Annotated in this window: 18 protein-coding genes; 3 read left to right on the top strand and 15 right to left on the bottom strand. The window is 65.8% G+C overall.

The window, feature by feature from the left end; all coding sequences use genetic code 11:
• Positions 1–4: 4 nt before the first annotated feature.
• The 5 genes from DFR67_RS00640 to DFR67_RS00620 form a co-directional block, all read right to left on the bottom strand.
• Positions 5–1,069, bottom strand: coding sequence for a threonine aldolase family protein (locus tag DFR67_RS00640; RefSeq protein ID WP_110467504.1), 1,065 nt, complete (start codon positions 1,067–1,069; stop codon positions 5–7).
• Positions 1,066–1,782: an FAD-binding oxidoreductase gene (locus DFR67_RS00635; RefSeq protein ID WP_425451224.1), complete on the bottom strand. Its 717-nt coding sequence runs from the start codon at positions 1,780–1,782 to the stop codon at positions 1,066–1,068. The genes DFR67_RS00640 and DFR67_RS00635 overlap by 4 nt, the downstream gene beginning before the upstream one ends.
• Positions 1,779–2,372: a sulfite oxidase-like oxidoreductase gene (locus DFR67_RS00630; RefSeq protein ID WP_110467503.1), complete on the bottom strand. Its 594-nt coding sequence runs from the start codon at positions 2,370–2,372 to the stop codon at positions 1,779–1,781. The genes DFR67_RS00635 and DFR67_RS00630 overlap by 4 nt, the downstream gene beginning before the upstream one ends.
• Positions 2,373–2,429: 57 nt before the next feature.
• Positions 2,430–4,058: an alpha/beta hydrolase gene (locus tag DFR67_RS00625; protein WP_245937634.1), complete on the bottom strand. Its 1,629-nt coding sequence runs from the start codon at positions 4,056–4,058 to the stop codon at positions 2,430–2,432.
• A 99-nt stretch (positions 4,059–4,157) separates the two neighbouring features.
• Positions 4,158–4,400 (bottom strand): LapA family protein, encoded by a 243-nt coding sequence (locus DFR67_RS00620; protein WP_110467502.1) that lies wholly within the window; start codon positions 4,398–4,400, stop codon positions 4,158–4,160.
• 133 nt (positions 4,401–4,533) lie between these two features.
• Here DFR67_RS00620 and DFR67_RS00615 point away from each other — a divergent pair, with 133 nt between their 5' ends.
• Entirely contained in the window at positions 4,534–5,334 is an 801-nt protein-coding gene (locus DFR67_RS00615; protein ID WP_110467501.1) for a PIG-L family deacetylase, read from the top strand.
• Here the strand turns inward: DFR67_RS00615 and recD are convergent.
• The 4 genes from recD to DFR67_RS00595 form a co-directional block, all read right to left on the bottom strand.
• Complete coding sequence (gene recD, locus DFR67_RS00610) at positions 5,327–7,177, bottom strand: exodeoxyribonuclease V subunit alpha (protein WP_110467500.1); 1,851 nt, start codon at positions 7,175–7,177, stop codon at positions 5,327–5,329. The genes DFR67_RS00615 and recD overlap by 8 nt on opposite strands.
• On the bottom strand, positions 7,174–10,470 hold the full coding sequence (locus DFR67_RS00605; RefSeq protein WP_110467499.1) for a UvrD-helicase domain-containing protein: 3,297 nt from the start codon (positions 10,468–10,470) through the stop codon (positions 7,174–7,176). Before DFR67_RS00605 ends, recD begins: the two co-directional genes overlap by 4 nt.
• A gap of 7 nt (positions 10,471–10,477) precedes the next feature.
• Positions 10,478–13,774 carry an exodeoxyribonuclease V subunit gamma gene (gene recC, locus DFR67_RS00600; protein WP_110467498.1) on the bottom strand — a complete coding sequence of 1,099 codons (3,297 nt, stop codon included), beginning with the start codon at positions 13,772–13,774 and terminating at the stop codon, positions 10,478–10,480.
• 69 nt (positions 13,775–13,843) lie between these two features.
• A complete protein-coding gene (locus tag DFR67_RS00595) occupies positions 13,844–14,287 on the bottom strand; it encodes an acyl-CoA thioesterase (RefSeq protein WP_110467845.1) in 444 nt (147 codons plus the stop codon).
• Between the two features lie 268 nt (positions 14,288–14,555).
• Between DFR67_RS00595 and DFR67_RS00590 the strand changes: the two genes are divergently transcribed.
• A complete protein-coding gene (locus DFR67_RS00590) occupies positions 14,556–15,206 on the top strand; it encodes a GNAT family N-acetyltransferase (RefSeq protein ID WP_245937633.1) in 651 nt (216 codons plus the stop codon).
• A gap of 134 nt (positions 15,207–15,340) precedes the next feature.
• Positions 15,341–16,855, top strand: coding sequence for an NAD(P)/FAD-dependent oxidoreductase (locus tag DFR67_RS00585; protein ID WP_110467497.1), 1,515 nt, complete (start codon positions 15,341–15,343; stop codon positions 16,853–16,855).
• A 60-nt stretch (positions 16,856–16,915) separates the two neighbouring features.
• Here the strand turns inward: DFR67_RS00585 and DFR67_RS00580 are convergent, their stop codons facing one another.
• The 6 genes from DFR67_RS00580 to DFR67_RS00555 all read right to left on the bottom strand — a co-directional run bounded on the left by DFR67_RS00580 (position 16,916) and on the right by DFR67_RS00555 (position 21,439).
• Positions 16,916–17,593: an urease accessory protein UreD gene (locus DFR67_RS00580; protein WP_110467496.1), complete on the bottom strand. Its 678-nt coding sequence runs from the start codon at positions 17,591–17,593 to the stop codon at positions 16,916–16,918.
• A 13-nt stretch (positions 17,594–17,606) separates the two neighbouring features.
• Entirely contained in the window at positions 17,607–18,305 is a 699-nt protein-coding gene (gene ureG / locus DFR67_RS00575) for an urease accessory protein UreG (RefSeq protein ID WP_110467495.1), read from the bottom strand.
• Positions 18,306–18,378: 73 nt separating this feature from the next.
• Positions 18,379–18,999, bottom strand: coding sequence for an urease accessory protein UreF (locus DFR67_RS00570; protein WP_110467494.1), 621 nt, complete (start codon positions 18,997–18,999; stop codon positions 18,379–18,381).
• A 74-nt stretch (positions 19,000–19,073) separates the two neighbouring features.
• Complete coding sequence (locus DFR67_RS00565; protein ID WP_110467493.1) at positions 19,074–20,795, bottom strand: urease subunit alpha; 1,722 nt, start codon at positions 20,793–20,795, stop codon at positions 19,074–19,076.
• A 1-nt stretch (position 20,796) separates the two neighbouring features.
• A complete protein-coding gene (locus DFR67_RS00560) occupies positions 20,797–21,105 on the bottom strand; it encodes an urease subunit beta (RefSeq protein WP_110467843.1) in 309 nt (102 codons plus the stop codon).
• A 31-nt stretch (positions 21,106–21,136) separates the two neighbouring features.
• Positions 21,137–21,439 carry an urease subunit gamma gene (locus DFR67_RS00555; RefSeq protein WP_110467492.1) on the bottom strand — a complete coding sequence of 101 codons (303 nt, stop codon included), beginning with the start codon at positions 21,437–21,439 and terminating at the stop codon, positions 21,137–21,139.
• Positions 21,440–21,493 lie beyond the last annotated feature (54 nt).

Genomic DNA, 21,493 nt, shown 5'->3' with positions numbered 1-21,493 from the left:
CGATCTACGTCTTCGACCCGGATTCTGCCGTGAGTTCACATCGGATGGTCGACGCGAACTCGTCGACGTCGGACTCGGTGGTGTCGAAAGAACACATCCACCGCACCTCACCGGTGAAGTCGTCCCAGTTGTAGAACTTCCAGGTTTCGCGGATTCTGTCGGCCACGGCAGGATCGAGAATCGCGAACACCGCATTCGCGTCGGTCGGTTGGGTGAACGACAGGCCCGGGGTGCCCTCGAGCTGAGTGCGCAGACGCGACGCCATCGAATTGGCGTGCGCCGCAGCGGAAATACCGGCACCATCGGAGAACAATGCCAGGAGCTGCGCCGAGATGAACCTCATCTTGCTCGCCAGCTGCATACTGAGCTTTCGCAGGTACGCCATACCTTCCGCCAGCTCCGGATTGAGGATGACCACCGCTTCTGCCCCCAATGCCCCGGCTTTGGTGCCGCCCAGACTCACCACATCCACGCCGACAGCAGACGTGAACTCGCCGAACGACATGTCAAGCGCTGCGGCAGCATTCCACAGCCGGGCGCCATCGATGTGCACGGTCATCTCGTGGGCATGCGCGAAATCGCAGATCGCCTTGATCTCATCCGCCGTGTACACCGTGCCGAGTTCGGTGGCCTGGGTGATGCTGACCGCAAGCGGCTGCGCGCGCTGTACATCGCCCCACCCCCAGGCCTGCGTCGCGATGGACTCCGGGGTGAGCTTGCCGCCAGGGGCCGAAACGGTCATCAGCTTCAAGCCGCTCACCCGTTCCGGTGCGCCGCCCTCGTCGTTCTGGACATGCGCCGACTCCGCCACGATGGCCGCACCCCAGCGCGGCATCATGGAGGTCAGGGAGACGACGTTGGCGGCGGTGCCGTTGAACACCGGGAAGATCTGGGCGCGTGCGCCGAACTCGCGGCGGATCACCGCCCGCAGGGCGTCGGTGTACACGTCGTCGCCGTACGACGACTGGTGACCTCCGTTGGCTTCGCCCAGTGCCGCGAGCACCTCCGGTAACACTCCCGCGTAGTTGTCAGAGGCAAAAGCGCGCCAGGACGTGTCGTGCAGCGTCATCCCCCGAACCTCTCCGTCCGAATGGTCGCGGCCGGGTACCCGAGATCGAGCAGCCACTGCGCGTATTGCTCGACGAACGCTGTGGGTCCACAGACCCTGATCTCGGGGGTGCGATCCGCCGGGATCACCCGTGCGGCGAACTCCCCGACATCGGGTCTGCCGGCGGGTCTGGCCGACCCAGGTGGTGCCTGCCGCGTGTAGAAGTAGTCGACCCCCAACCGCTGTGCGCCTGCGAGACTGTCCAGTTCGGCGCCGTAGTAACGGGATTCGGGAGTTCGCAGCGAATAGAGCAGACGGAACGGAATCTGCGATCGAGCGGTCTCGCGGGCCCGGATCATCGACATCAGGGGCACCACACCGGAGCCACCCGCGATCAGTTGCACCGGAGCCGGATCCGTTGCGTGCCAGGTGAACCACCGGCCGATGGGTCCGCGGATCTCGACTCGATCACCGACCTCGAGATCATTGATCAAGTACGGTGACACCTCACCGTCGGCGAGCTCCTCGATGGTCGTCTCGAGAAGGTCGTCACCCGATGCAGCGGCCACCGAATACGACCTGACCGCTTGATAGCCGTCCTCGGCGGTCAGGCGGATGTCGATGTGCTGGCCCGGAAGCACCCTGCCACGTTCGGGCACGTGCAGTTGCAGAGTCCGCGCCGTCGGTGTCTCCATCGAGGCCGCGACGACCGTCGCCGGCCGCCACCCGTTCACCAATATCGTTCCTCTTTCCAGGGATCGCCGTGATTGTGATATCCGTTGGTCTCCCAGAAGCCTGGCACATCCGAGTCCATCACCTTCAGATGCTCCACCCACTTCGCCGACTTCCAGAAATACAGGTGCGGGATCAGCAGGCGGGCCGGTCCACCGTGCTCGGGATCGAGTGGCTCACCATCGAAGGTGTGCGCGATCCACGCTTTGCCGTCGAGTACGTCCTCGAGGGGCACGTTCGTGGTGTACCCGCCGTAGGAATGCGCCATCACGAACCCGTCAGGATCGACGTCTTCTCCGAGCAGCACGTCGAGTGAGACCCCACGCCAGCTCGTGCCGAGTTTCGACCAGGCTGTCACGCAGTGGATGTCGACGGTGATGTCTTCTTGAGGCAGTGCCATGAACTCGTCCCACGTCCAGCGGCGGGCCTGTCTGCCGGGAACTTCGATTCCTAACGTCCACTCCGACAGTGATATCGACGGGGTCGGCCCGGCCGACAAAACGGGAAAGTCATTGGTGAGGTACTGCCCCGGCGGGATCCGGTCGTCGTGCTGCCGGCGCCGGGCGCCGAACCCTTTGTTGATGATCGCCATTTCTCCAGTGTGCTCTGACTCGGTGCGGTCCGCAGCCTCTACTGGCGACTGTTCGGCTCATTCGGCCTGTTGATCGGTCAGCACCTGCCGCAACCGCTGGGTGTCGGCGTCCGTCCATCCCGCAGGTTGCAGGATCGACGCCCACGAGTTCGCGATGTCGGCGTGGAACGTGTGCCCGTGACCATCGGGGACGTTGTTGGAATCGACCATGTCCGCCGAGACCTGCAGGAAAGTGACCACCGGAATCCAGCGGACACTGTCCAGAACGTCGTATCCCCGTGCTTCCGAAAGCCAATCCGGTTTGCGGAATGCCAGATCGGGTGACCACCATGTGATCGGATCCGACGGGTGCTGCAGGTACACCACACGCGGGGCGGGCCACTCGGTGCCCGGACGGTCGAGGTCATCGGCACGAGCGACGAATCGAGCTGTGTCGCCCTCGCCATAGACGGGAAGCCACTGCGGCGACCCGTCGTCGCGATTGGCGGTGGCCTGTTGCCACACCGCGTTCGTGTAGGTCGGCCCGACGAAGAGCGCACCGTCGGCGCGTGCGGCAAGATCCTCGATGCTGGTGAAGGCGCTTTCTCCACCGAACGAACCGAGACTCTCACCGAAGACGACCAACTTGGGCCGCGTCTGTTCCGGCAACAAGTGCCATCGTGCATAGACCGATTCGAACAGAGCCTGCCCCGCCTGACGAGCCCGGTCCTGATCGACGAGGAACGAGATCGGACTCGGTAGGTAGGAGTACTGCATCGACACGATCGCCGAGTTTCCGTTGTACAGATACTCCAGTGCGCTGACTGTGCTCTCGTTGATCCATCCGGTCCCGGTGGTGGTTCCCACCGCCAGCACATCTCGTTCGAAGCCACCCGCCCGCTCGAGATCGTCCACGGCGAGCTCGGCCTCCGGCCGATAGCCTTCCGCAGATGCGAGACCGGCGTACGCGCGGATCGGTTCTGTCGCAGGGGTTCCGTTGAATGCCGTGAGTTCGGAGGTCGTCGGTCCGTTTGCCACGAAGATGCGGCCCTGACGTCCCAGCGACTCCCAGCCGATCAGCGAATCGGGCCCCCCGGACCGATAGCTGTTGTCCGGGGGATCGGTGTCGGGATCGGTCTCCTTGTTCATCGCGGCGAAAGTGTCGTTCAGGCTTGACATCACCACCCGCGTGACGACGCCGTTCAGCACACCGATGATCAGGATCACAACCAGCGTCGCGGCAACCACCCCGGACACACGCGGAGGGACCAGGCGCGCCAGTTGCCGCGCCACGGCCCTGGTCAGCCGCACCAGGGATCGGCCGAGGGCTACCAGAGCCACGAAGATCACCGCGGCCAGCACCACGACCAACGGATATCCGACAACCGGGAACGGCTCGGTATCCATCAGCTCGCGCAACTCGCTCTGCCACGATCCGAACCAGACAAGACCGACGATCGTGCCGACCGCAGCGGCGCCCGCCAGCGCCCGCCAGGCATTACGCTTGACGGCGGCAGGGGCCTCCCGGCCGACGACATATCGGACGAGCATCGACCCGAGTACGCCGACGCCGTATCCGATCGCGGCCGATGCTCCGCTGACCACACCTTGGAACAACCATCCGCGCGGCAGCAGCGACGGGGTCAACGACAGCCACAACGAGATGGTCGCGAGCACGAGACCACCGAAGACGTAGCGCTTCGGCACACATCGATTCCACAGAGAAGTCACTGCGCCTCCAATTTTTTCACAGGCAAGACCGCTGACAGTAACAACGCTGGGTGCGACAGGACTCCGTCGGCGAGGTCAGGTGTTGCGCTTCGCGCGCCCGCGCATGGTCAGCACCCCGACCAACCAACCGACCGCGAACACGGCCAGCAGCGTGAACCACAGCGGAGAATCGACGGTGATCCAGAACAGTTGGATGCTCGTCGAACGCCGATTCTGCAGTACGAAGATGACTGCGATGACCGACAGTGCCAGCGCCGCCCAGCCGGCGGGCGAGATCTTGGCGAACACATTCGTCGTACGGCGGGAGCTTTGGGTCATGGGGTGACTCTAGTCCGACTCCGTATCGCACGATCGAAGAATTTCTCAGCCCCACGCGGGGGTTGAGCAGGGGTTGGTCAGCACCGCTGCCCGTTTTGGTAGTCGGTGCACTCGCCCCGACTACGCTGAAACGATGCCGCATCCAAGTCTGCTCTGCGTCCACGCGCATCCCGACGACGAAGCACTGTGGACTGGCGGCGTTCTTGCCCGTTGCGCACAACTCGGGGGCCGTACCGCCGTGGTCACCTGCACGTGGGCCGACGGCACGATGCGGTCGGCAGAGCTCGGAGAATCACTCGAACTGCTCGGCGCGGGAACCCCGCAGCTACTCGGCTACGGCGACCGCGCTTTCGCCGATTCGGCGCCGGGTCGAGCAGCGTTCTGCGATGCACCGTTCGACGAGGCTGTCGGGGCGCTCGTGGCGCACATTCGCAGGTTTCGGCCCGATACCGTGTTGACCTACGACCCACTCGGGATCTACGGGCACCCCGATCACGTACAAGCCCACCGGGTGACCCTGGCCGCGGTCGGGGCAGCCGCCTATCCGCAGCTGTACCCGGAAACCGGGAAACCTTGGCGCACGAAAGCGATGTACCTCGCGACGATGCCACTATCGATCTCGAAGGTGCTGTGGCCTGCGGTCATGAAGCAGTCATCGGGGCTCGAAGGCCCCTTGCCCGGTGTCCCCGACGAGGCCGTCGACACCACCGTCGATGTGGAGCCCTGGCTGGACATCAAGTGGCAGGCGCTGTGCGCGCACCGCAGTGAGATCGCCAGAGGCGGCGCGATGACCATGCTCGCGGGATTGCCAGAGGAGACCCGGCGGCAGGTCCTGCGCAACGAGTGGTTCCTGCGGATGCCGTTGACGGCCGATGCCGACGCGGTCGACGCTCTCGCGTTCGGCGATGACGAGCGAGAACCCGGACTCAGCTGACCTGCGTCCGGAGCCCACTGGCCCGCAGCACCTTGCGATCAACTCCCGCCCTGACCGCCGCTTCGGTCCCGATCAACCTGACGTGACGACTCGCTCGCGTGATCGCGGTGTAGAGCAGTTCACGGGTCAGCAGCGCCGATCGCTCCGGCGGGATGACCACGGACACCGACTCGTACTGCGAACCCTGACTGCGATGAATGGTCATGGCGTACACGGGGACAGCCGCCACCAGTTGCGACGGATGCAGCAGCTTCCAACTGGATCCGCGGGCGAAGGCCACCATCAGACGGCCCTCGGTCCTCACCACCACACCGGTGTCACCATTGAAGATTCCCGTGTCGTAGTCATTCGCGGTCACGAGCAGCGGTTGCCCGGGGTACCAACTGCCCGCATCGAGGGCATCGGCGGGAGCGTCGATCCACTCCATGGCCAGACGCGACCAGAACTCGACGCCGGAAGAGCCTTCGCGGTGGGCGCACAGGAGTCGGTGCGTCTGCAGACCCTCGAGCGCAGACCGGGGGTCGCCGGCGGCTGCGGCCTCGCCGAGGCGAGCCGCGGCGGTGACGGTCTCATCGCGGACACCGGTGAGATCGTCGGGGTCCACGAGCTCGAACTCAGGATGACCGGCGCCGAGGAGTTCGATCACCAGATCCGAATCGCCCTCGCGCACGGCGGAAGCCAGACGCTTGATCTGTTCACCGAACCGGCGCACCTTGGTGAGCCGAATGACGCCGCCGCCGAGCCGATCACGCTCGTCTGTCGTGAGTGCGTCGTCATCGGCCGCATCTTCCACCAGGTCAGGGGCCAGTACTTCTTCGAGAACCGGATGGATCGGCTGCGATACCGGCCTGGCCACGAGGTCGGCCAATACCGCGCCGGCGTCGACCGAAGCCAACTGGTCGGGATCGCCGACCAGTACGAGGCGGCTGTGCGGACGAAGAGCATCGAGAAGCCGGGACATCATCGTCAGCGACACCATGGAGGTTTCGTCGACCACCACCAGATCATGCGGTAGTCGGTTGTTCGCGTCGTGGGCAAACCTACTGCGATTACCGGGTTTCCAGCCGAGCAGTCGGTGCAGGGTGGTCGCCGTCAGGTGCTCGGGCAGACCCAGGGCTCCCGCCTGCGACCGTACGGATTCTTCCAGCTGCGCCGCGGCCCGTCCGGTCGGAGCGGCCAGCGCCACCCGGAGCTGAGGGCCGTACTCGTCGAACATCAGGGCCAGCACCCGGGCGACGGTGTGGGTCTTTCCGGTTCCCGGTCCGCCTGCGATCACCGTCGTCCAGCCCGCGGTCGCCAGCGCCGCGGCAACACGCTGCCGATCCGGCGCGGCATCCGGGAAGTGCCGCGCCAGCCCGGTGGTGAGTTTGCCTACCTCGACCGACGGATGACTCCGGGCGCGTTCGTCGAGCAACTCGCGGATGCGCTGTTCCTGTAGGAAATACCGGCGCAGGTAAAGCAGCGGACCCTCGGGGGTCTTGGCCAGATGCAGTGGGCGCAAGGGCCCCGAGTCGGCGCCCATCAAGAACGGACTCTTTGTCAGTGCGGCGACGACCTCGGCGGGATCCGGCCATGGCAGCGTCGAGAGATCGATTCCGAACTCTTCGGTGTCGACGGCGACCTCGGACAGGCGGTCGACCTCGACACAGACCGACCCCAGCCTCACCGCCCGCACTGCGAGTGCTGCGGCCAACAGCACCGTGGGTTCGATCTCGGTTCTGCTCAACGTCGCGAGGGTTTGCGCAACGTGGATGTCGGCGGCGCTGAGCACGCCGGCCAGATTGAACGGCACCAGCGCAGGATGTGCCCGTTGCACGATCCGGTTGTCGGGCTCGATACTCACGGTGTCAGGGCCCTTCCCGCGATCAGATCCGAGGTGGCGACGATGAGTTCGGCGGGTGGGTTCCACTCGAATACGCCGCACCCGGACGGAGTTTGTGGCCCGATCATCGCCCGGACGAAGTGGTACTGCACGCCACCGAGGTGCGTGCGCGGAGAGTAATCCGGCAACCGCCAACGCAGGTAACGATGTAACGCAACCGAATACAACAGTGCCTGCAGAGGGTAGTGCGAGTGGACCATCTCCCGTGCCATCAACTCGGGTGTGTAGTCGAGGCAGCTGAGATCGCCTCGGGCGGTGCGATTTGTTTTGTAGTCGACGACCACGAAGGAGTTCCCTGGCAGTCGAAGAACGGCATCTATGCTGCCGGTGAGAAAGCCGCGCAGCGGAGGCGCAGGTATCCGACGTAGCTGCTCGGGGTAGTCGGCGAGTAGATCATCGGGGGGCAGAAAGCGCTGCATCAGATCACTGACTTCCCGCAGGGTCGCTTCCGCCCCTGATCCCAGCGGCAGTTCGAAATTCAACTCCGGCAACCGATTCGACGACGATATCTCGGCAAGCGTCACCTGAGCCTTGCCGAGCGGGGTGGCCAACACGGCGAGCAGGGCTGTGGACAGTGCGTCGATGTCGATGTCGACCAGGCGAGAGCGCACCGCTTCTGAACACCTGGACCGCACTTCGCCCGCCAGATCGTCGGCGTCGGTGTCGACCAGTTCGAGGACCTCGTGAACAAGAGTTCCGAACGCGGCGCCGAACGGGAGGGAGTTCATCAGCGACGGATGCATCAGCTCCCCTGGCCCGTCATCCACCGGCTCGGCAAGGGGCTCGACCGTCTGCTCGTCGGTCTTCTCCGAGTACTCGGGTTCACTGGCGACCGGTCCCTGATGTGGCGACCCGGCGATCAGCGCCGAATACGAGGTCCGCCGCCACGTGTGGTCGATCCGACGGTCGAAACGGGCAGCGTGGAGTTCCCCGTCGGGCGCCGAGCGGTCATCCCACTGCGGGACCTGCAGCCCATCGGTGCGAGCCGGTTCGACCCGAACACCGGCGCCGGCCGACTCCCCCCATTCCATGAGTCGCCGCGCGGCAGCTGCATCGTCGGGAACCGCGGGTCTGGGGTCCGGTGTCGTCCGGTCGCGGCTGAACAGGAGACGGTGCAGCGGTGATGACCTCGTCGGGCCGCCGGGAGCCCACCACATCACCACAGCGGATCCGGCCCGGGTCAGGGCGACGTACAGCAGACGCAACTCCTCACCGTCGTCCTCTGAGCCCGACGCCTCGCGTCTCGCCCGGTATCCGGGTGCGTCCTTGCCTCCGACATCGAGCACTCGTTCGCCGGCCTCATCGTGCATCACGAGGGTGGCGGGCGTGGGGTTGCGGGCGGCATCCCAGCCGTACGGGACATAGACGACGGGGAACTCGAGCCCTTTGCTGCGGTGCACCGTCAGCAGCTGCACCGCTTCTGCGTCGCTGTCCAGACGACGGCTCTGGTCCCCCTGGTTTCCGATGGTCGGGTCGGAGATCAGCTCTTGAAGCCAGCGCACCAGAGCCGTCAGTCCCAGACCGCGCTCTACGACGGCCCGATTGCACAGTTGCGCAACATGGGTGAGGTCGGTGAGTCTGCGCTCGCCCCCGGCGACCGAAAGGATCCGGCCGGCGATATCCCGGCGACCGGAAAGCTGTTCGTACACCGCCGCAAAACCCGAGGTCTGATAAACCGATACGAGTTCCCGGACGAGGGTGCTGACATCGGCGGTGAGCTCATCGCCTCCTGTGTCCAGTTCGGTGGCCGTCCAGCCCAGCAGAGGTGTCAGGGCCGCGAGTCGGACGCGGGCTGACCGGCTGGGCTGCTCCATTGCCTGCAACAGCCACAACCAGTCCCGAGCGCCCTGCGTGCTGTAGACGCTGGTCCCCCCGGCCAGCACCGATGGCACGCCCGCCTCGTCCAAAGCAGTCTGAATCATGCTCAGATGCTTGTGGTTTCGCACCAGGACTGCGATGTCACCGGGAGCAAGGGGCCGCGCTCGACCATCGACGATGAGATCTGGGCGGGCGTTGAGCAATCCGGTCAGGTCGGCCGCCACATCCTCGGCGACCGCGCGCCGCAGCCTGTCGAGTACCGGGAACCCGGCTTTGCTCAACGGCCCGTGGCCACTTCTCTTGAGGTACCGCAGACGCAACGGGGCCACCGACGGCAATCGCGAGTCCGTCGTGGTCGCGTCGACGTGGTGCACGACGATCTCCGGACTGCCCAGTGCCGCATTGCCGTACACGTGATCGAGCGCCTCGACCAGACCGGCATCGCTGCGCCAGTTGGTCGGCAGCACCTGGTGATTGTCGGCCGCTCGCACAGCCTCCAGGTAACTGAACACCTCCGCACCACGAAAAGCGTAGATGGACTGCTTCGGATCACCGACCAGCACGAGATCAGTGTGGCCATGGAACGCCGACTTGAAGATCTCCCACTGCACCGGATCCGTGTCCTGGAACTCGTCCACGAGCACCACCCGGAAACGACTGCGGACACGCGCACAGGCTTGCGGGCCGTGCACCGGATCGATCAGCGTGTCGCGCAGTAGGGTCTGCAGGTCGTCGTAGTCGCGGATGTTGGTCATCCGCTTGCGCCGTTCCACCTCGGCACGCACCTGCTCGGCGAACTCCACGCGGAAGTATTCGTCGCTGCCCGGATCGGCGTCAGGAGCCAGCCGGGCCTGCCGCTGGAAGACCGCCGCCCGGCTGAAGGCATGCGCGTCGCGCACGCTGAACGGCACACCGTCGCTGCCGCTGTACTTCTTCAGATAGAGATCGTCGGTGACCTCGGTGATCAGGTCACCCACATCCTCGACGAGGGTGATGTCGTTCTCGAAATCTCCGGCGATGCCCAGACCGTCGAGCATCCTGCTGCAGAACGTGTGAGTGGTGGCGATGGTCGCGGCGTCGAAATCCGACAGCGCTGCCACCAGATGTGCCCGGCGGACCGCGACCTCGTCGGGCGCGCCTCTCGCGAGCATCGCGGCCAGTGGGTCGTCGGAGCGCGCCGCCGTCTCCGGATCGGACAACGCGGCGACCAACCCCCCGAACCGCAGGCGGGTTCGCTCCCGTAGTTCGGCGGTCGCAAACCGGCTGAACGTGACCAGCAGCAGCTCTGACAGCGGGACCCCGGCCGCCACGTGCCGGGCCGCGAGACCGACGATCGCGTAAGTCTTTCCGGTGCCGGCGCTGGCCTCGAGCACCGTCGTACCCGAGGGCAGCGGTCCCGTGACGTCGAAGGTGACAGGGACTATCCGACTCTGCATCACGTGCTCAGTTCACCCTCTCGGCGCCCAGGAGCGGGCTCCACAGCCGGACTGCCGCTGCCGCGAACCGGGTCGGCATCCCGTCCCATGCTGCCTCCGTGGCGTCGGGTTCCTCGGCCGCGATGGCGGTCAGATCGCCGCCGAACAGGTACTGGACATACAGGTCCTGCGCTTCTCCTCCGTACTGGTTGTCGAAGCTCTTCTCTGCGGCGTCGAGCGCCAGTGCATCGTCGTCCCCTCGGTGCCTTCGTGCGGCGTATTCGGCGCCGGCTGCGGTGGGCAATGGCAGCGGGGCACGCAGCCCACGATCACGCAGGTCCACCAACTGTTGCAAGATTTCGCCGGGGTTGGCCGGCGGCGTCAGTGCAGAACGCTGCAGCCGGTTCCCGAAACGGGCCCGCCCGACGACTGCGGCAGACCAGTCTCGCGACTCCGTGGCCGCCAGCGCCAGCAGATTCACCCACGCCGCGACCCGATGCTTGGCGGCCACGCGCGAGAAGATTGTGCGTACCAACACCGCATCGTGGACCCCGGTCACCGTGCCGGTCAGACGTCTGCCGCCGGTCAGATCGACTGTCACATCGATCGATTCCGCGCTGCCCTCGTACAGCGGTGCGGCCGCACCGACCAGCGCTTCCACGTCGTCGGATATCCCGCGGAACACCTCGCCGCCGAGGCGGAACGGAGGCAAGGTGCCGCGCCGCAGTTCACCGGCTCGCAGCGCCGCCGCGTCCACCCCGGCCAGACGAGCCGCCAGCATCCGGTCGCCGATGGACCACTTGTCGAGGCCCCCGATCTCCGCGCTGAGCACGTCGTCGAGCTCCTCGTCGTCGCCGGGCAGATAGAGGCCGAGTCGCTGCCGACAGAAAGCCCGCATCGGGTGCTCGACAAAGGCGATCAGGTCGGCCAGTTCGACGTCCTCGACCCGAGGTGGCAGCAGATCCGGCAGGAAGTCGGGTGCGGCCACCTGAACACCTCGGGTGGCGCGGGCGCCCGCGAGCGCCGACCGATCGAAACTGAATGGCTCGGGCACCACGAAATTCGCGGGATCGAAGGCGTGCAAAGGATGTACGGTCAGCACGGATCCGGACGCAAGCATCCCGTTTGCCGCATCCATCAGTTCTCCCACCGGCACCGCAGGCGGCCGGCGCAACCCCGTGACCGGATCATTTCCGGTGTAGAGCACGATCAGTCGGTCCATCGCCGACATGGTCGCATCGAGTAGCAATTGCCGGTCTTCGCTGCGGATGTCGCGCTCGCCCACCCACGGGTCCGCGGCCATGATGTCGTCACCGTTGACCCCTCCGGCGCGGGGATAACTCTCGTCGTCGAGCCCGAGCAGGATCACCACCCGATGCGGTACCGCCCGCATCGGAACCATCGTGCACACGGTGAGCTCCCCCGTGCGGAAGTTCGCTCTCGTCGGGCGGCCCGCCAAGCGCCGGGCGAGCATCGCCCGGATATCGGCCAGTCGTACGATCACCTCTGCACCGTGTTCGGTCGCGGCGGCCACCTCCTGATGGGCCTGTCCACGCTGCCAGCTGTCCGAAGGACGCACTGCGGTGAGCAGATCCATTGCGTCAGTGATGTTCTGCGACCATTCGGCTGCCGGTCGCGGACCGCGCAGCGTGGCCAGCGCAGCATCGAGCCGACTCACGAACTCGGCGAACCGGCCCGCCAGATCAACATCGGCGCTGTCCACGTCGTCGAGGGGCAGCGCTGTGCCCAGCCAGCTCAATTCGGTCTCATCTGCGACGACGCCGAGGAGGATCCGGTCGAGACCGGCACTGAAGGTGTTCTGCGCAAAACCGCCGAGCCCGAACGGTTTCCGCTGGTTGTCGTTGATCCCCCACCGGGCGCCCGACTCGGCGGTCCATTCACGGAGACGCTCGAGATCGTCATCGCTGAACTCGAATCGAGCGCGCACCGGCACACTTTCGGCCAGACCGAGGACCTCGCTGGCCTTGACTCTTCCGCCGGCGAGCGCCAGGAGCTCCGACATCACCTCGAGCAGCGGATTGGTCTGGCGCAGAGCCCGATCGGCCAACCGGACCCGTAGTTCATGGCCTGGGTGCAGGTGGGTCGTCTGACCGAACGCCGCCCTGATCAGCGGAGCGTAGGTCTCCACGTCGGGACACATGATGATCACATCGCGGGGATCGAGCGTGGTGTCGTCCTGGAACAGGTGCAGGACGAGCTCACGTAGGACCTCGACCTGGCGGGCCGCGCCGTGACATGAATGCACCTCGACGGTGCCGTCGGGGCTCGCCGCCGCGGCCGCGGCCCGATCCTCACGCAGCGCCGCCTGGAGCAGCGCCAGGTGTGTGTGGGCGGGTGGACCCACCGGATGGTGGACATCGTCGTCGATGAAGGGGCTGAGCCGCATCTGCAGTTCGCGTACCTCCCTCGACAGCGACGCGAGCAGGGGATGTGCCACGTCGCCGACGGACATGTCTGCGCGTCGTCGCACGACGGGATGGCTTTTCACCGTGTCCCACAGCGCCGGACTCGCGTGTGGCAGGAACACATTCACGCTGCGATGGGCTCCGAGTGCGGAGAGGATACGCAGCTGCTCGGTGCTGAGTCTTGTCGCGCCGAACAGTGCGATCCGCGGTGGCAGATCCACCAGGGCCGGTTGCTCGCGCAGCAGGGCGCAGACATCGTCGAGCCGCTCGGGTGGACTGGGGCTGTCGATGCGGGCACGGAGCAGACGCCACAGATGCGGCTGCCAGAGCAGCTCCGGACCCAGCGGCTGATCGCTGCCATCCGTGTCGGCGCCACCTGCCCAGTCGACGATCATCTGCGGACGGTGGGTGGCGTACCCCCGGAACAGCTGGGTGAGGTGCTCGGCTGTGCCGTAGCGTCGTCCGATGCGAAAGCCCGGTCTGCCACCGTCAGGACCCGAGCGTCCGAGATGCCGCGCGAGAATGGCGCACACCGGATCGTCGGCGGCCTCGTCGATCACCGACAACAGGGTCCAGAGCATGCGACCTGCCGACCACGGGTCGTCATCGGACCTGCCGGACCTGCTCGGGGCTGATCGACCGCCGCCGACACCGGCGATCACCTTGTCGATCAGGCCGGCCGGCGAGATGAATTCGATGTTCGCAGCGATGCCGTCTCCGGAATCGGGCGCGGTGGTACCCAGTGCTGCCGACAATTGCTGGGTCAGCCATCGCTCCACGCCTCGGGCGGGCACGGCGACGATCTCTGCGGCGAACGGGTCTGGCATCGGGGTCGCCAGAACCTCGGCAAGCGCTGTCACCAATGTGCTGGTGCGTTCCGCGCGATGCAGTGTCAGCACGCTGGGGTCCCCTTCCGGTCCTCACGCCGGTATATCACGCGGTCATGACACGACCGAGTCGTGGCAGCCTCAGGCCCGGCGGCGGAACGGAACGGGATCGGCGAGTCTCGTCGTCAAGAAGTCGCGCACCTCATCCGGGATCGGATGCGAAGCTCCGGTCTCCGAATCCACTGTCACACCGGTCGTTTCACACAGGGCCTTGAGATTGCCCGCGTGATCGCACAGCTGGGCACCGAAGTCGAAGGACGACGTCCCGACCCGGCTGATCCATACCCTCGCCAGCGCCGGTTCGGTGGAATAGAACAGAGGAGCGACGAACTCGATCTCCTGGCGGGCGATGTGGAATGCACCGGTCCCCCACGGTCGGCCTGCGAACCACTCCGACATCGTGCGGACCCGAGCCTCTTCGAACAACCTCGCGAACTGGACGTTGTTCACGTGCTTGTTGATGTCCATGTCGCCCCAGCGCAGATGCAGGGCGACCTCGGCTGGTGCGGACGGGCGCTCGTTCATCGCTCCGACCCTATCGGCACCGATCTCCGCGACGCTGCAGGGGACTCTCATCTCGCCAGAACCCGTTCGATGCACACTGCCACAGGCCGTACCCTCAGTACGAGGACCTCAGAGGTGTACACCCGACACTCTGATATGAATATCCGCCGTCGGCGGCCGCCAGACCGTAGTATGCGCACAGCAGTCCGCCAGCACGTTCTCGGAGAAGGCGGTCCGGCCACAAGGCGGTCTGGGCAGAAGGCGGTCTGGGCAGAAGGCGGTCTGGGGAATGGGGAGTTCGTTGATCATCGAGACCGACCGACTGGTCCTGCGCCCGGTTGCCGTCTCCGATTCCGACCACCTGGTCGACCTCGACAGCGACCCTGCGGTGATGCGATACGTCACAGGTGGCATCGCCACGCCGCGTGAGGTCATCGAAGAGTGGGTCATCCCCCGCGCCGTCGCGGAAGCCCGTCACCGAGGGGGTGCCGGCGTCTGGGTCGCACTCGACCGCCTCGACCTGGTGGCGGCGAGGTCCGTCGGGCATCCCAATCCCGAGGCCGCCAGCTTCGTCGGCTGGTTCGGTCTGCGCGCACCTCGGCATTCCCGCGAGTCCGAGTTCGAGCTGAGCTACCGGCTGCGACGCGCCATGTGGGGCCGTGGACTGGCCACCGAGGGCGCCCGTGCGCTGGTCCAGCTCTCTTTCACGGAGTTGAACATCAGTCGCATCTTCGCCGGGACCATGGCGGTCAACACCGCATCGCGCCGGGTGATGGAAAAATCAGGCCTGCGACTCGCCCGCCTTCATGACTGCGCAGACACCAGCATCGCGGGCGCGCAACGCGGCGAAGTCGAGTACGAAATACTCAAAAGTTATTGGGACGCAAACGAGTTCCCGTGGGCTTGGGCGGCGCATACCAGTACCGACATGATCGCCTGATTTCTCCTGACCACACTCGGCGCGGCAAAGACCACCTTGCCGCGACCAAACGCCGCTCATTGACTACCGTTAGCAAGGTGCGGATCCCACACGCCCTGGAGATCCCGGCCGCAAAATCCGCAAACTGACAGGAGATGGTCATGAGTGACAAGACCGCAGGTTCGACCCGGCACCGGGTGGTGGTGATCGGCTCCGGCTTCGGAGGTCTGTTCTCCACCCAGCGCCTGAGAAAGGCCGACGTCGACGTCACTTTGATCGCGCGAACCACCCACCACCTGTTCCAGCCGATGCTCTACCAGGTCGCAACGGGCATCATCTCCGAGGGTGAGATCGCCCCGGCCACCCGCGTGATCCTGCGTAAACAGGCGAACGCGCAGGTGCTGATGGGCAACGTGGAGTCCATCGACCTCGAGAAGAAGGTGGTCACCTCCCGGCTGCTCGAACGGATCACCGAGACGCCGTTCGACAGCCTCATCATCGCGGCCGGTGCCGATCAGTCGTATTTCGGCAACGATCACTTCGCCCAGTTCGCCCCCGGCATGAAGACCATCGACGACGCCCTCGAGCTGCGGGGCCGTATCCTCGGTGCGTTCGAGCAGGCCGAGCTCTCCGATGATCCGGAGGAACGCGCCCGGCTCTTGACGTTCGTCGTCGTCGGCGCCGGTCCCACCGGCGTCGAACTGGCCGGTCAGATCGCCGAGATGAGCGACAAGACCCTCAAGGGGACCTTCCGCAACATCGACTCCACGGAAGCGAAGGTCATCCTGCTCGACGCCGCACCCGCGGTGTTGCCCCCGATGGGACCGAACCTCGGCGGCAAGGCCGCCAAGCGGCTCGAGAGCATGGGCGTCGAGATCCAGCTCAACGCGATGGTCGTCGACCTCGACTACGACGGACTCCTGGTCAAGGAAAAGGACGGCAGTACTCGCCGGATCGAATCGCAGTGCAAGGTGTGGTCGGCCGGTGTCGCCGCGAGCCCGCTGGGCAAACAGCTCGCCGAACAGAGCGGAGTCGAGCTGGACCGCGCGGGCCGGGTCAAAGTACTCCCCGATCTGTCGATACCGGGCAACCCGAACGTCTTCGTTGTCGGCGACATGATGTCGGTCGAGGACGTCCCGGGAATGGCCCAGGGCGCAATCCAGGGTGGCCGGTACGCCGCGGACGCCATCAAGGCCGAACTCAAGGGCGCGCGCCCCGAGGATCGCGAGCCGTTCAAGTACTGGGACAAGGGCTCGATGGCGACGATCTCGAAATTCAGCGCGGTCATGTCGGTGCCCGTGCCCGGCTTCAAGAAGAACCTCGAAACCGAGGGGTTTTTCGCATGGCTCGGATGGCTGCTACTGCATCTGGTCTACATCGTCGGGTTCCGCAGCCGCCTCAACACCATCGTCGACTGGTCGTTCGCATTCCTGACCAAGGGGCGCTCACAGCTGACGATCACCGAGCAACAGGTTCTGGCCCGCAACGCCCTGGATCACCTCGCGCAGATCGATCTGGATCGCCGGAAAGAGGCCGGTGAACTGCTCCCCGACGATGTCGCCGAGACACCGAGTGGCAAGCCCGTGCTCTCCGATCCGACGCCGAAGGTGCGCAAGGCCGAGGCGGAGGATTCCGACGCGGAGGCGAAGTCCAAACCGGCTGCGAGCTGAACAACTGAGAGCTGAAACGGCCGGGATGTGAACGGCCGGGGCAGAACGGCTGCAGATGGTTCAGACTGCGAGGTCGCCGGCCCACTGCTCGGCGTCGTTCAGGGTGCCGGACAGCACCGTGGTCAGAGACCCACCGACCGCGAGGCCCAGTCGGGCTGCGTTGGCGCGCGGATGAACCGCGTCCGGCCGGTCATCCGGAAACCTGAACTCGCTGAGCAGGACTGACGGCCCTCCCAGTTGATCATGGTCCGGCCTGCCGATACTGAGCTGGTGCCGCACCGCGGGAACGCCCCCGACGTCCGCACGGACCCGACCGCTCCATCGCCCGAGGTGTTCGCTGAATCGGCCGATCTGCACCCGTTCCGACACCCGGATCGTCCCCGACTCGGCAACGTCGATCACGGTCTCGGAGTGGTGGACAGCGTGCGCCGCGACGATTGTCGGTAGCGGATCGATCACCAGTCCGGCTCCGGCTGCGACGGTGATGTGCCAGCGCAACTCGGAGCGGGGATCCTGCGGCCCCGGCAGGGCCACGGCTGCCGCGACGCTGTGCAGGTTGAGGTGGGCGCCGGGGCCGACCTCGACGTGGATCTCGATGAGGTCGCCGCCGAGAGGAGTCGCAGCGCTCGAGATCATGTGCAGGGTGTCCACCCCGGTCTGCCGGACGGCGATGCCGCCCGACGCCCGGATTCGCGGTGACCGCCCCTCGACTGCCACCAGGTGGAGTTCGGTGTGCATCGGGTGTCGGAGCTCAGGCCTTGCTCGTGGTCTCGGCGGCGATCGACGCCAGCTGCTCTCTGACCCATCCCAACACGTCCGTTGCGGCAGGATCGTCGGTCAATGAGATCAGCACTGTCGGCCGCCCTTCGCGGACCTTCGCAGCATCGTCACGCATGACCTGCAGGTCTGCTCCGACCATCGGAGCCAGATCGGTCTTGTTGACCACGAGCAGGTCGGAGAACGTGACCCCGGGCCCGCCTTTGCGGGGCACCTTGTCACCGCCCGCGACATCGACCACGAAGATCTGCGCATCGATGAGGCCGGTCGAGAAGGTCGCGGTGAGGTTGTCACCGCCCGATTCGACGAGGATGAGATCGAGCGGAGGGTTCGCCTCCACCAGATCGTCGATCGCGTCCAGATTTGCGGTGATGTCGTCGCGGATCGCGGTGTGTGGGCAACCACCGGTCTGTACCGCCGTGATGCGCTCATCGGGCAATACGGCGTTGCGACGCAGGAAGTCTGCGTCTTCGGTGGTGTAGATGTCGTTCGTCAACACGGCGATGGACAACTCTTCACGCAGCTGCCGGCACAGGGCCGCGACCAGCGCCGTCTTGCCCGACCCGACCGGGCCACCGATCCCGATCCGCAACGCCTCACCCGGTGTGCGGGCCCTTGTGGGACGCGAGTGGTCGTGGACGTGCGGTTGTCCGTCGATCAGGTGTGGTGGCATGGCCCTGCTCCTCTGCTTTTTTCTTCGTGCTTGTTGCGGCTTGTCGATACTTCAGGTGTGTAGGCCGGCCTCCTCACGAGGCGAACAACGGCATGGGACGCAGCTCGTGGCGCTGCGCGAGTACGTCGAGCAGCGGGTCGGACATGTCGGCGAGGTCAGCGGTCGCCGCCGCAGCGGTGCTCTCGCACAATGGCGTCAGTTCGACCCCCAGCAGCGCCACATCCCCGGGGTCGAGTGCCAAGAGCCGCTGACCGGCTGTTGCAGAGCCGGTCATCGTCGTATAGATCAACACCAGCGCGCTCTGGTGCGGGTCGAGGCCTGCCGCTCGCGCCACCGCGCCCGCCACGACCGGCAGGTGGGGTCGAGACGGGTGCACGCTCCAATCGTGCTGCGGGAAAATCTTTTTGCCGAGCCGCAGCATGCCCCGACCCTGGGCTCTCGACGCTCGGCGGGCGGCGGCCGATGGCGTACGGGCGTCGGCCTCGACCTCTGCGGCGCTCACATCGAGTCGTCCGTCGACCACGGCGGCGGCGATCGACGCCGCCACGAGTCCGCTGGTCCGGACCCTGCGGACCAAGAACTCACGCAGCGTGGGGAGGTCTCGGACGGCGCCACCGCTGATCGCTTCCTCCAGCCCACCGGAATGGACGTGCCCCCCTACCGGGAGCCGGGAGTCGGCGAGGGTCAACAGCATCGCCAGATTCCCTGCCGAGGTTGCGGGCCCACGAGAAAACGCCTGTCCTGCAGCCGGTGTGGAAGCGACCGACATCAGAACATGAAGTAGCGCTGGGCCATCGGCAGTGAGGTTGCAGGCTGCTGATCCCACACCTCGCCATCGATGGTCACCGTGAAACTGTCCGGGTCCACGGTGATCTCGGGTTGAGCGTCGTTGTTCGGCATGTCCGACTTGCCCACGCGACGCACGTTCTTCACCGCAGACAGGCGCCGGTCGAGTCCCAGCCGATCCGCCAACCCGTCGTCCAGAGCCTGCTGCGCAACGAAACTCAACGAGGTCGCGGCGGCTAGTCGGGGCGAGGCACCGAACATCGGGCGTGGCAACGACGGCTGCGGAGTCGGGATGGAGGCGTTGGCGTCGCCCATCGCCGCCCACGCGATAGCACCGCCTTTGATGACAGCGTGCGCACGAATACCGAAGAACGCGGGCTCCCACAGCACGAGGTCGGCCAGTTTGCCGACCTCGATCGACCCGATCTCGTCATCGAGTCCGTGTGCAATGGCCGGGCAGATGGTGTATTTCGCCACGTAGCGCTGTGCTCGCTGATTGTCGGCGGCGCCGTCGCCGGCCAACCCACCGCGGCGGGCTTTCATCACGTGCGCCGTCTGCCACGTCCGCAACACCACTTCGCCGATCCGACCCATCGCCTGCGCATCGGATCCGATCATCGAGATCGCTCCGATATCGTGCAGAAGATCCTCCGCGGCAATCGTCGACGGCCTGATCCGGCTCTCCGCGAACGCCAGATCCTCGGGCACACTGGGATTGAGGTGATGACAGACCATCAACATGTCCAGGTGCTCGTCCAGTGTGTTCACCGTGTGCGGGCGGGTCGGGTTCGTCGAACTCGGCAGCACATTCGCATACCCCGCCACCGTGATGATGTCCGGTGCGTGGCCGCCGCCTGCACCCTCGGTGTGGTACGCGTGGATGCCGCGTCCGGCAATGGCTCCCAGGGTTTGTTCGACGAATCCGGCCTCGTTGAGGGTGTCCGAGTGCAGCGCCACCTGAACGCCGGTTTCGTCGGCCACCCGCAGGCAGGCATCGATGGCGGCCGGCGTACTCCCCCAATCCTCGTGGAGTTTGAAGCCCGAAGCCCCGGCGAGTAATTGTTCGTGCATGGAGGCGGGATTCACCGTGTTTCCCTTGCCCAGCAACGCGATGTTCAGCGGCCAGTGGTCAGTGGCCTGCAGCATCGACGCGAGGTGCCACGCACCCGGTGTCACCGTCGTCGCCTTGCTGCCCTCGGCAGGCCCGGTTCCGCCACCGATCAGGGTGGTGATCCCGTTGCCGAGTGCCTCGTCCATGATCTGGGGGCAGATGAAGTGGACGTGGCAGTCGATACCACCGGCGGTGACGATCTTGCCGTTGCCGGCGATGATCTCGGTGGACGGCCCGATGACCAGGTCCGGGTGGACCCCGTCCATGGTGTCGGGGTTGCCTGCCTTGCCGAGCGCAACGATACGGCCGTCACGGATCCCGAGGTCGGCCTTGATGATCCCCCAGTGGTCGAGGATCACGATCCCCGTGATGACGGTGTCCGGCGACCCTTCGGCCCGGGTGGCCCGCCCCTGGCCCATCGACTCGCGGATGACCTTCCCTCCGCCGAACACGGCCTCCTCGCCGGCCTTGCCGGGACCGCCGGAGAGATCGTCGGTGACCTCGATCAGAAGATTGGTGTCCGCCAGCCGGATTCGATCGCCGACGGTGGGGCCGAAGAGCTCTGCGTATCGCTCGCGACTCAGTGATGCCATGTCAGTCCAACTTTCCCGGGGGCGTCAGGGAGATTCCATACACTTCACGCGTGCCACCGATCGGGACCAGCGCGACCGTGGCGGGTATACCGGGCTCGAACCGGACCGCGGTGCCGGCCGGGATGTTCAGGCGTTGACCGTACGCGCGTTCTCGATCGAAATCGAGAGCCGCGTTGGATTGGACGAAGTGCACGTGGCTGCCGACCTGAACTGGCCGGTCACCGGTGTTCACCACCGAGATCTCGGTGATCTCGGCACCTTCGTTGAGCACTATCTCCCCTGCAGCGCAAAGGATTTCACCAGGTATCAGACCGGCATCGGACATCAGGCCCGCACTCCTATCACGAGATCGGGTTGTGCACGGTGACGAGTTTGGTGCCGTCGGGGAACGTCGCCTCGACCTGGACGTCGTGCAGCATTTCCGGCACCCCCTCCATCACGTCGGAGCGGGCGAGCACCTCTCGACCCGACGACATCAGTTCGGCAACCGAACGTCCATCGCGGGCACCTTCGAGGATGTGATCGGTGATGATCGCAACCGATTCAGGGTGGTTGAGGATGAGCCCTCGCCCTTGCCGACGCCTGGCCAATTCGGCTGCGTACGAGATCATCAGTCGCTCTTGCTCATGCGGCGACAGACGCACGGTGCCCTCCTCGGTTCTCCACTGTCGACCGTCTCAAGGCCCGACTGATTCATA

Origin of the sequence: Williamsia limnetica, from assembly GCF_003217475.1 — a bacterium.
GTDB lineage: Bacteria > Actinomycetota > Actinomycetes > Mycobacteriales > Mycobacteriaceae > Williamsia > Williamsia limnetica.
The sequence above is the reverse complement of the archived record's forward strand: the minus strand, read 5'-3'. Positions and strand labels throughout refer to the sequence as shown.